Origin of the sequence: Candidatus Neomicrothrix sp. (genome assembly GCF_035329545.1) — a bacterium.
In the GTDB taxonomy this organism is placed as follows: Bacteria; Actinomycetota; Acidimicrobiia; order Acidimicrobiales; family Microtrichaceae; genus Microthrix; species Microthrix subdominans.
The window spans coordinates 35,800-45,843 of the sequence record NZ_DAOLGP010000032.1 but is presented as its reverse complement, the minus strand read 5'-3'; the positions used below and the strand labels follow the sequence as shown (position 1 = coordinate 45,843).

The following is a 10,044-nucleotide window of genomic DNA, read 5'->3' as shown; positions in this document are numbered from 1 at the left end:
CCCGCATTCGTGCCGTTGATCCAGCCGAGTTCGCCTCCGGACGAGGGTTGATCCGTTGGTGCTGATCGACATGACGCCCATGTAGCTGGAGGCGTGCAGCTTCCAGCCGGCCACGATCGCTCCGGTCCTCGTGTTGGCGGCCACCATCTTCACTTTGCTGTCACCTTTGAACCCCTCGTGGAAACCGAAGTACACGTTGTCTCCGTCGACCGCCACCGCTTGGACGTCGCCGTCCGCGTACTGGTGCCACGGTCGCGCTCCGGTGAGAGGGTTGAGCGCGGCCACCTGGTTGCCGTATCCGGCTACCGCAGCGAACAGCAGGCCGGTCTGGGGGTCGTAGGCCATCTGAAGGACCGCGTATTTCACCACCGACCCGTAGCTGGGGCCGGTGGACGCGCCGTTGGGCGTCACAGCGGCGATGTAACGCCGACCCGCCCCGGCGATCGAAGTGAACTCCCCTGCGACGAACACCTGGGAGCCGTCGGGAGTGGTTTCCAGCCCGTGGACCGTGCCGTTGGGTTGTGGAGCGAAGGAGGTGATTGCTGCGCCGTTCGCCAGGCTGACCGCGCCAACTCGGCTGATGCTGCGTCCGGCGAGCGTCGAGAAGGTTCCGCCGACGTAGAGTCGGCTGCCCGACACCTTCAACGCATTGACGTAGCCGTTGGCGTTGGCGGTGAACCCACCGTTGACGGCACCGCTGGTGGGGTTGAGCGAAGCGACGCGTTGCCTGGTGACCCCGGCGATCGAGCTGAAGCTCCCCCCAACGAACAGGCTGGTTCCGTTGGTGTCGAGCGCTCGAACCGCTTGGTTGGCGTTGGCCACAAACCCGGTGCGGAGGGCACCGGTGCGGGAGTCGAATGCGGCCAGGTTCTGACGGGCGACGGAGCCACCGGGCCCGCTGACCGACGTGAAGGTGCCGCCGACGTAGACGGTGTTGCCGATGATCTCTGTGGCCATCACCCTGCCATTGACCGCCCAACCGCCGACGGGAGTGTCGGCATAGGGCACCGGCTGGGCACCTACCTCAACGATCCCGGCCAAGCCGACCACCATCGTTGCAACGACGAGCACCGTCGACAGCCTTCGCGTTCTCGACCCATGTCCCATGTGCGCCTCCGCCAGCATTGTGGGTGGGCGACCCGCCAATCGCCCACCGCCGATCAAGTTACTCCTGAGCTGAGACAATGTCACTGGGCGTTGAAAGGCGATCGGTGTGGGGGTTGTCACCTCTCGCGAGACCGGGGTTGAGGGCAGGCCGCCGGCCGTTATCGTCGCGGGCGTGGATCATCTCCCCCCGGGCGCCGACCGGGTGCACCAGACCGAGGACGGCGCGTCCGCTCGGGTCGTCGGGGGGTCGACGGACCGTCGCGCACGTCGGGCGCTCGTGCTGGTGGCCATCGGCGTGGTGCTCGTCGGGCTGTTGGCGGCGGCCGTGTGGGTGCGGGCCGGTCGGGAGACCGGACCGGCCGCTCAGGGAGGGCTTCGGCCGGTCGTCGAGCGGCGCCTGCCCCACGATCCGGAGGCGTTCACCCAGGGTCTCGAGGTGGTCGATGGCGAAGTCATCGAGTCCACCGGGCTCTACGGTGAGTCGAGCGTGCGCCGCTGGGACCTCGACACCGGGCGAACGGTCGACCAGGTCGATGTCCCGCAGGAGTTCTTCGCCGAAGGGGTGACCGCGCTGCCCGACGGCCGCCTGGTGCAGCTCACCTGGAAGGAAGGTACGGCGTTCGTGCGTAACCCAGACACGTTGGCCGAGGTCGGCCGTTTCGACTACGAGGGGGAGGGGTGGGGGATCTGCATGGACGAACCAAACGACCGCCTGGTGATGAGCGATGGCTCGGCCACGCTGACCTTCCGAGACACGGACACCTTCGCTGTGGAGGGTTCGGTCGACGTGATCGATGACGGGGGGGCGCCGGTCAGCGAGCTGAACGAGCTGGAGTGCGTCGACGGCAGGGTGTGGGCCAACGTCTGGCAGACCGACACGATCGTGGTGATCGACCCGGTTGACGGCTCGCTCGATGCCACCGTCGATGCGTCGGGTCTACTCACCGAGGACGAGCGAGCCGAGGCGGATGTGCTCAACGGCATCGCAGCGCTGCCCGACGGGTCATTCCTCCTCACCGGTAAGCTGTGGCCGGCGGCGTTCGTCGTCAACTTCGAGCCTATCGAGGGGGACCGGTGAGCCCGATCGCCGCGCCGGCGCCGGGAGCGCTGCTCGACGACACCTCGGTGGCCTGGGCGACCGCAGCCCGATGGTGGGCGGTGTTCGGCGGTCAGCGGGCCCTGCTGTTGCAGGTGGCCCACCCCGAGGTGGCCGCAGCGGTCGCCGAGCACTCGGATTGGGAGGCGCGCAGCCTGCACCGTTTGGTGTCGACGCTGACCGCCATGCTCAGGCTGTCCTTCGGCTCGGCGTCAGCGGCGCATGCCCAATCGGAGGCGCTCGGCCGGGTGCATGGGTCGATCGTGGGGCGGACCGCCGACGATGTGGCCTACGACGCCACCGATCCCGACGCCCAGGCCTGGGTGTTGGCCACCCTGATCGACAGCCTGTGGGAGGTCGAGCGCCGCTTCGTCGGCCGGCTCACCGAAACCGATCGCGACCGCTCGGTCGTCGAAACCCGGCTGCTGGCGCGGTCATTCAACGTCGATCTCGACGAGTTCCCCATCGACGCCGCCGGGTTCCGTCAATGGTTTGGCGAGCGGGCGGAGTCGCTGGAGCCCGACGATCGATCCCGCAGCTCGGCGCGATCGATCCTCGACCCGCCCGTGCGTTGGGTGCCCGGGTCGGCGAAGCGCTTCGGTGCGGTGCTGGCGTGCGACCTGTTGCCGCCCGTCGTGCGGGAGCGGCTGGAGCTGCCGGCGGCCCGGCCCCACGAGGTGGCCAGGATTCTGGCTTGGCAGCGTCGCGGCCGGTGGACCATTCCTCGGCTGCCCGGCACGCTGACCCTCAACCCGTTGGTGCCGTGGAGCCTTCGCCGGCCGGCCGGTCAGCCGCATCGTTCTCGCTCGACTCGGTGAGGTCGACCAGCCGGTAGACGGGGTAGGACACGCCATCGTTTCCCTTGCAGGTGAGGGGCGTCGGGCTTGGCTGCGTCGTCCGCTCGAGCGTGACGTCATAGCCGACCACATCGTCGATCGAGCGGGGGTGACCGTCAGCGGTGCCCCGCCCGGTTGCGACCCGGAACCTCAGCGTGCTCGCCCCGTCGCCTCGCTTGGGTTGCTCCAACCGGTGAACGCCGCCGACGGCGTCGAGTCGGTCCAGCCCCACCTCGGTGCGGACGAAGTACTCGGCCGCCTGCTGGGTGAAGCCCAGCGTGGACCGACCCCGGTAGTTGGAGAGGTGGATACGACCGTCTTCGTAGGCCTCGAGTACGGCCTCGGCCGACTCGGGGTCGCAGCGGCCGAAGTACAGGCTGTCGGGCAGCAGCACGAGGTTTGCGGCAAACCGGTCACCGCCGACGTGTGAGGTCTCCCAGGCACTGTCGGCCCAGCGGCTCTCGCGCAGGTGACGGATCGTGGGCCGCCCAAAGGTGGCACAGCAGCTGTCGTGGCGGCCGTGGGTGCACACCAGCGTCAGCGGACGGTCCCACGACGTCCAGCCCTCCGGCTCGCCACTGCGGGCGACCCCGGGCAGATCGGCGGTGGCGGCTGCCACATCGGGAAGGCCGTCGACCACCCGATGCCAGGTTCGTCCCGCCCGGCCTCCGGGAACCGCCGGGTCGATATAGATCAGCTCGACGCCGCCGTCGCCGGCCCGGCCATTGGTGGAGCTGTCGCCGGCCGAGGCCCGGCGCAGGTTGCGGCGCACGTTCAGCGTCCGTATGCCGCGCTCCTTGTTTGTCGCCAGCCATGCCTTGTCGACGAAGTCGCCCAGGTCGGAGTCGAGCGCAGCGTTGTGTCCCCACGGGCCGCGCACCTCGACGAGTAGCCAGCGCCGAACGCCCGATGCGGTGGCGAAGATCGCCTCGGAACGTTCCATCGCCGCACGGGCGCAGCTAAAGGGGGCCATGTGCCACCACTCCTTCCCGGTACAGGGCGGTCAGTATCGCCCGCACCGACTCGGCATCCAGGCCATGGTCCGGCTCGGCGGTGAGCGACTCGGCGGTGAACTCCCCCTCGCGCCGCAGCACCCAGGCCAGCAGCGGCCCGGCCGCAGCGGGCAGGGTCATCGCCCGGTCCCCGAGCTGCAGCGCCACCGTCGACTCGGTGGGGGAGCGTTCCTCGTCCAACCACAACAGCGGTCCGGGGGTGACGTGCAGCGGTCGTTCCAGATCCCACGCGGTTCTTCGGGGTCGCAGACGGGTGCGCGGTTGGCGCCGCCACACTTCGAGCCGGTGGGCGCGCAGCAGGGAGCGCTCGTCGAGGTTCTCGGCCAGGGCGGCCATCGCCGCAGCCCAACCCCCTTCGTGCCCAGGATGAGTGGGCGCTGCGGTGGCGGACAGTGAGGAACCCCCGACGGTGTCCCTCAGCCTGTTGCCGATCAGCGCCTGCCAGGTGAGCGACATGATCCCGATCGTCAGGTGGGCGGATTCATCGTCGATCGTCGACGCAGCGTGTGGGTGGCCACGCGGGATCACCAACGCATCGCCGGGTTGCACCACCACGTCGATCACGGGCTCGCCCACCTCGTCCCAGCCAGGTTTGGCGATGCCCGGCCCACGCTTTTGGGGCAACAGCGACCGCACGAGTGGCGCCCAGATGCGCCATGCCTTGGTTCCGCTGAGCTGCACGACGATCACGTCGTGGTAGTCGAAGTGCAGGTCCAGGCCGCGGGCTGCTGCGGGGCTGAGGTAGGCGTTGAGCTGGACGGGCTGGTCGAGTTCGAGGGCCAGGTTGGTCGACAGGCGTGCCATCGCCGGGTCGCTGTGTTGCAGGCCCTGGAGCACCAGCGACGCCCCCTCGTCGTAGGCCTCGAGTACCCGGTTGGGTTCGATCAGATCGTCAAGGCGCTGATGGCCGACGCCGGCACTGCGGCACAGCTGGGTGCGGGGCAGGGTGGCGCCGTCGCGGACCATGCGAAACGCCGGTGCCCTGGCAGAGCGGGTCAACAGATCGTCCCACCAGCGCTCGGGGTCGGCGAGGTGCGCTTGGGCCACGCGGCCCGCGAGGTATCGAGGGATCGTGCCCAGCGGCTCGCCGGCGGCGACCCCTTGCTGATCGCTCAGGTCGGATAGGCGGGCCGCGTCGGGGTGAAACTCGCGCCGGCTGATCGGATAAGCGCCGGAACGTGCGGCGTCGACCGATGCGTTCCCGGTGGCGCCGACGGCCGCCGGGGCGGTGTCGACCCTGTTCTGGTCGCCGCTGGGAGCGGCGCGTTCGGTGGGCAGGCTCAGGCGTCCCCGCCGTCGGTGTCACCACCGTCGGTGTCGCCCGCACCGGCGTCGCCGTCCCCATCGCCATCGTCGCCGGCGTCCCCGTCGCCGTCACCGGGGTCGGTCCCGTCGCCGTCACCATCGGTGGAGGCAACGATCGTGTCGTCTTCGGGCCAGTCGGTACGGATCTCGTCAAAGGTGATGCTCATGGTTGGGACCATACCCCAGCGCGGCTCGCCGCAAGCGACAAATCTGACGCCTCCGAAACGCCGAAGCTGCGGGTTTCCTGAGGCCGGTGTCAGCTCCCAGGTGCCAGGAACCCGTCGCGGTCGCGGAGGTTGACCTGGTCGTGGCGGGCGGCGACCGCGTCGATCTGCTCCGGGGTCGGATCGGGATCGTTCACGTGCAGCTCGATCAGTTCCCGGAAGTACTCCTCCCGGGCCACCCCGGGAGTGAACAGGATCAGCATGCGAGCCGGTTCGTCCTCGCTGGCGTTGGCGAACCCGTGAACGCCGTGGCGCGGCACGAAGGCGAAGTCCCCCGACCCAGCGATGACCACCTCGTCACCCAGCGTCAGCGCCACCGATCCCTCAAGGACGTAGAAAGATTCGGTGAAACCGGTGTGGTAGTGCGCCCCAGCCCTGCCGCCGGGGGTGATGTCCACCTCGAACAACCCGAACTCGCCGCCGGTGACGTCCCCGGTCGCCACCAACAGTGGCCCCAGACCGTCCGATGTCGCACGAGGCTGCTCGGTCCTGCTGCGGAAGCTCAGCGATGGATCGGTAGGTGCGGTCACGTGCTTTCCTTTGGCGTTGCTGTCGTGATGGACGTCCCTTTCGGGAGTCCCAGCGCCGTGCGTCACGCTACGCCGGTCACACATCCAAGGGGGAAGCACTTCCTCGGTCACCGGCGGGTTTGGCGCTCGGCCCGGCCCGTTCTGGCATGGACGCGGGATACCCTCGCACCATGGCACCATCGGTCAGCGCCGCCGAGACCAGCGCAGGGCTGGTCACCCCCCGGGAAACGTGTGACGACTGTGGGTTCGACTCGATGCGTTGGTCTCGCCAGGATGCCATCCGCACCGTCGAAAAGGCCGAGTGGCTGACGGCCTTGGCCGTGGAGCGGTTGCCGGATGGTGTCTGGCTCACCCGGCCCGATCGGTCGATGCCGGCGATCGGCGAACACGTGGACCATCTGGCCTCGGTGATGGCGACCTGGTTGATGCGTGCCGAGCTCTTGGTCGATGCGCCCGGAATCGATGTCGCCGAGTCTCCCGAGCAGCCGATCATCGGCGATGGTGCCAACCTCGATCGTGCGAACTCGCTGGAGGCGTTGCGGGTCATGGCCAGCCGTCACGGTGCGTACCTGCGGTCGGTCGATGAAGCGACCTGGGCCAACGCGATCACCGTCGGTGGCGAGTCGTTCTCGCTGGACTGGGGCGTGCGCCACAGCGCTCACGAGGTGATGCACCACCTGTGGGCCATCGCTGGTGTGCGCCAGCGGCTGGGCGACGTGTTGACGCTTGGGGGAGGCACGGTGGCATCGCTGCATGCAAGCGGTGGTGGTGTGCCCAAACCTGAGATTCCGTCGGCCGAGATCGATGTCGGCGGGGTTGTCGGCGATGCCCAGGCGGCCCGCCAGTATCACGGGCGGCCGTGGCAGGCGTTGTGTCTGTGGTCCACCGAAGTGGTCGAGGCGTGGGCCGCGGAGGGGCATCCGATCTTCCCCGGTGCCGCTGGGGAAAACCTCAGCCTGAGCGGTCTCGACTGGTCACAGATTCGGGCCGGTCTCATCGTGCAGGTTGGCGACGTGACCGCGCGCATCTCGGCACCGGCGGTTCCGTGCACCAAGAACAGCCGCTGGTTTTCCGATCGGGATCACCGACGCCTGGGCCACGACGTCAGCCCGGGTCGCGCTCGCTGGTACGCCAGCGTCCTCACCCCCGGGCGGGTGGAGCCGGGCGATCCGGTGAGCGTCCATTCCGGCGGCTGACTCGCCCGTCGATGGTGGGCAAAGTGAATGCTGTCTCGACGCCACGTTCAGGCCGCCGTGGAAGCAGCGCATAAAGGCGGTTTGCTCCCAGGTCGTCTCCGCCAAGGGAAGCGCGCCATCCTCATCACCGTCAGCCCACAGGCACTGGACCTGAGCATCGAGAAGCCAGTCGGTTCCGAACAGCGTGCTGCCGGACGCCAGGATCGCCCTTCCGTGTTCCACCTCGGACCGGGCACCCTCGAGGCCGCCTCGTCGCAGCGCCAGCCGTGAGCGCAGCGCCAGCCGTGAGCGCAGCGCCAGGAAGTAAGGCCTGAAGTTCATGCTGTCGGCGTCGTCGATGTCGGCCAGGCCGGCCTCGATGTCGGCGTCCGCCTCGTCGTGGGCACCGCGGTAGACGTGCAGCGACGCTGGGATCGCCAGGCCCAGCCTGCTGATGTGGTCGCCTATCTCGCTGGGCGCGACGAACGCTCGTGGCCCGATGCTGAGCGGTTCGATCCGGACCGGTTCGAGGGCCCGACCGATCACCAGCGCGGGCTCGCCCGCCAGGCGTGGGTTCCCTTCGGCCGGGGACCGCACATGTGGTTCGGCTTTGCGTTGGCTCAGATGGAGCTGTCTATCGTGCTGTCGCGGCTGGTTCAGGCGCTGGACATCACGATCGTCGCTCGGACCATGCCCCGACCGGTCGGCACCTGGTCAATCGCCCGTCCGGCGGCGTCGTCGTGCGGGGACGATGTCAGATTTGGCGCCGTCGACGGTCGATCCAACCGATGGCTCAACCGCTGCGGCACTGGTCGTCAGCCGGCGGAACCGAGGGTCGCTGGTGGCGTTTCAGGTGCGGGGTATCGACCGAGCGGTCGCGGGGACGAGGTACCGGCGCGCACGTCCATGCCGGACCTTGTGTCGCCGGCGACGGAGCGGCCGCAGGACCGCACTACAACTCCACGGGTGGTGCGGTCGTTGGACCGTCCACTGAGGTCTGGCTGGACTTCACAGTCCGGCCCGACGGGACCGCGTTGGCAGTCGCGCTGGTTCCCTTCGTCGTCCCGCCCGGTGCGCGCTCGATCGTGATCCATGCGATGGCGAGGATGCCAAACGGGATGGCCGGGGCTCGCCTGGCCTGTCTGCCGCTCCAGCTCTGAACATTGCGTCGGATGCGCGCCGAGGTGGGCGGCGTGCGGGCTTCAGATGCGAGAGAGGGCAGCACTGGGTCGATGAGAGTGGTCAGGCGCTGATCCAGGGTCCGCCGCCGCCGAGCCGGTCGATCTCGACACGCACGATCACCGAGGTACCAGGCGGTGGCCCTCGTCGATCATCCCACGATCCCAGCGGTCGCGGTCCTGGTCGCCCAGACGGACCGGCAATCCGTCGACGTCGGTGCGGGCAGGCCGACGTGACTCGGTGAGCAGGAGGAATGCCAGCAGGCCGACGACCTCAGGTTCGTCCGGCATCAGCTCGGTGAGCAGCCGGGCCAGCCGGATCGCTTCGGCGGCCAGCTCGGTTCGGACCAAACTGGGGCCGGAGGTGGCGGTGTGCCCTTCGTTGTAGATGAGGTAGATCGTGGCCATCACGGCGCCGAGGCGGTCGGGGAGTTCGTGGTCGGCCGGTATCCGGTAGGCGATGTGGTTGTGGCGGATCTTGCGCTTGGCCCGCACCAGGCGCTGGGCCATGGTGGCCGCGGGCACCAGAAAGGCCCGGGCGATCTCGTCGGTCTGCAACCCCCCGAGCAACCGCAGGGTGAGCGCTACTTGCGTGTCGGGCGCCAGGGCCGGGTGACAGCACAGGAAGATCAGCCGCAACTGATCGTCCGCGACCACGTCGGTGTCGCCCAGCTCGTCGATCACCGGTGGATCCGGCTGGTCGGTCGCGATCGTCGCCAGGTGGTGGGCGGCCCGGTGGTGCTGAGGTCGCTTGGCCTCGCGACGGACGTGGTCGATGCCCCGGTTGCGCGCCGTCGTGGTGATCCATGCGCCCGGGTTGGGCGGGATGCCGCTGTCCGGCCAGCGCTGCGCAGCGATGGCGAAAGCCTCGCCCACGGCGTCCTCGGCGAGGTCGATGTCGCCGAGCACCCGCACCATCGTGGCCGTGCACCGGCCCACCTCCGCCCGGTAGATCGCGTCGAACGCGCCGCTGTCGAACGGCTTCGAACCCAACGGCCGAGTATCGCGGGGTCGACCGTTGGGCGGTTGGGCATCGGACGGGCGGAGGTGGGTCACGACTGGAGCGGTGGGCGCTGTCGGTCTATTCGCCCTGCAGCGGGCGAACCTCGACGGGGTTCATGCACGCCTCGGAGCCCTTGCGTGCCCACTCGAGGGCGGCGTCCAGGTCGGCGACATCGATGATCCAGAATCCACCGATCTGCTCCTTGGCCTCGGCGAGGGGACCATCGGTGACCGACATGCCCGCCTCGGTCGCCCTCACCACGCTGGCGGACGAGGCCGGCTGCAGCCCGCCGGCGAACACCCACGATCCGCTGGCCTGCAGCGACTCGTTGAACCGGTCGACCTGGGCGAAGGCCCTCTGCATCGTCTCGTCGTCCGGGTAGACCTCGTCCTCAGCGTGCCACACCGAAAGCAGGTACTGCGCCATGTTGTCGTCTCCATCGTTTTGGTGTCCGGCACTCTGCCAGACACCAGTACAACGAACGAACCGGCAGCGATCGACAGGATCGACGAGATTTCTTTGAGGAGCAGGTGGATTCGAGGGTTGGTTGTCCCTGTGTCGCCTCATACTGGGGTAC

General features: G+C 68.8%; 10 protein-coding genes and 1 pseudogene. 4 read left to right on the top strand and 7 right to left on the bottom strand.

Going from position 1 to position 10,044, the window contains the following annotated elements:
* Positions 1 to 1,071: hypothetical protein (locus PKD89_RS15435; protein ID WP_324332523.1), on the bottom strand; the 1,071-nt coding region annotated here is incomplete at its 3' end.
* 208 nt (positions 1,072 to 1,279) lie between these two features.
* Between PKD89_RS15435 and PKD89_RS15430 the strand changes: the two genes are divergently transcribed.
* Together PKD89_RS15430 and PKD89_RS15425 are read left to right on the top strand one after the other, a co-directional pair.
* Positions 1,280 to 2,185: a glutaminyl-peptide cyclotransferase gene (locus tag PKD89_RS15430; protein ID WP_289011154.1), complete on the top strand. Its 906-nt coding sequence runs from the start codon at positions 1,280 to 1,282 to the stop codon at positions 2,183 to 2,185.
* Complete coding sequence (locus PKD89_RS15425) at positions 2,182 to 3,021, top strand: oxygenase MpaB family protein (protein WP_289011153.1); 840 nt, start codon at positions 2,182 to 2,184, stop codon at positions 3,019 to 3,021. Before PKD89_RS15430 ends, PKD89_RS15425 begins: the two co-directional genes overlap by 4 nt.
* On the opposite strand, the gene PKD89_RS15420 is transcribed toward PKD89_RS15425, so the two are convergent.
* The 4 genes from PKD89_RS15420 to PKD89_RS15405 all read right to left on the bottom strand — a co-directional run bounded on the left by PKD89_RS15420 (position 2,951) and on the right by PKD89_RS15405 (position 6,111).
* Positions 2,951 to 4,012 (bottom strand): sucrase ferredoxin, encoded by a 1,062-nt coding sequence (locus PKD89_RS15420; RefSeq protein ID WP_289011152.1) that lies wholly within the window; start codon positions 4,010 to 4,012, stop codon positions 2,951 to 2,953. The two genes, PKD89_RS15425 and PKD89_RS15420, sit on opposite strands and share 71 nt — an antisense overlap.
* On the bottom strand, positions 3,999 to 5,099 hold the full coding sequence (locus PKD89_RS15415; protein ID WP_289011151.1) for a JmjC domain-containing protein: 1,101 nt from the start codon (positions 5,097 to 5,099) through the stop codon (positions 3,999 to 4,001). The genes PKD89_RS15420 and PKD89_RS15415 overlap by 14 nt, the downstream gene beginning before the upstream one ends.
* Before the next feature lie 233 nt (positions 5,100 to 5,332).
* Entirely contained in the window at positions 5,333 to 5,524 is a 192-nt protein-coding gene (locus PKD89_RS15410) for a hypothetical protein (protein WP_289011150.1), read from the bottom strand.
* 89 nt (positions 5,525 to 5,613) lie between these two features.
* Positions 5,614 to 6,111 carry a cupin domain-containing protein gene (locus PKD89_RS15405; RefSeq protein ID WP_289011149.1) on the bottom strand — a complete coding sequence of 166 codons (498 nt, stop codon included), beginning with the start codon at positions 6,109 to 6,111 and terminating at the stop codon, positions 5,614 to 5,616.
* A 170-nt stretch (positions 6,112 to 6,281) separates the two neighbouring features.
* Between PKD89_RS15405 and PKD89_RS15400 the strand changes: the two genes are divergently transcribed.
* Both PKD89_RS15400 and PKD89_RS19975 read left to right on the top strand, forming a co-directional pair.
* Positions 6,282 to 7,307, top strand: coding sequence for an MOSC domain-containing protein (locus tag PKD89_RS15400; RefSeq protein WP_289011148.1), 1,026 nt, complete (start codon positions 6,282 to 6,284; stop codon positions 7,305 to 7,307).
* A gap of 378 nt (positions 7,308 to 7,685) precedes the next feature.
* Positions 7,686 to 8,375, top strand: a complete 690-nt coding sequence (locus PKD89_RS19975) for a cytochrome P450 (protein WP_425591255.1) — start codon at positions 7,686 to 7,688, stop codon at positions 8,373 to 8,375.
* Positions 8,376 to 8,593: 218 nt separating this feature from the next.
* Here PKD89_RS19975 and PKD89_RS15395 read toward each other — a convergent pair.
* Together PKD89_RS15395 and PKD89_RS15390 are read right to left on the bottom strand one after the other, a co-directional pair.
* Positions 8,594 to 9,382 (bottom strand): annotated as a pseudogene (locus tag PKD89_RS15395) (RNA polymerase sigma factor); the annotation flags it as partial.
* A gap of 163 nt (positions 9,383 to 9,545) precedes the next feature.
* On the bottom strand, positions 9,546 to 9,893 hold the full coding sequence (locus PKD89_RS15390) for a YciI family protein (protein ID WP_289011146.1): 348 nt from the start codon (positions 9,891 to 9,893) through the stop codon (positions 9,546 to 9,548).
* Positions 9,894 to 10,044 lie beyond the last annotated feature (151 nt).

Excerpts from the sequence above, each read along its gene's own strand:
- PKD89_RS15420 (WP_289011152.1), bottom strand. The coding sequence starts at position 4,012 with ATGGCCCCCTTTAGCTGCGCCCGTGCGGCGATGGAACGTTCCGAGGCG.
- PKD89_RS15410 (WP_289011150.1), bottom strand. The coding sequence starts at position 5,524 with ATGAGCATCACCTTTGACGAGATCCGTACCGACTGGCCCGAAGACGAC.
- PKD89_RS15400 (WP_289011148.1), top strand. The coding sequence starts at position 6,282 with ATGGCACCATCGGTCAGCGCCGCCGAGACCAGCGCAGGGCTGGTCACC.
- PKD89_RS15390 (WP_289011146.1), bottom strand. The coding sequence starts at position 9,893 with ATGGCGCAGTACCTGCTTTCGGTGTGGCACGCTGAGGACGAGGTCTAC.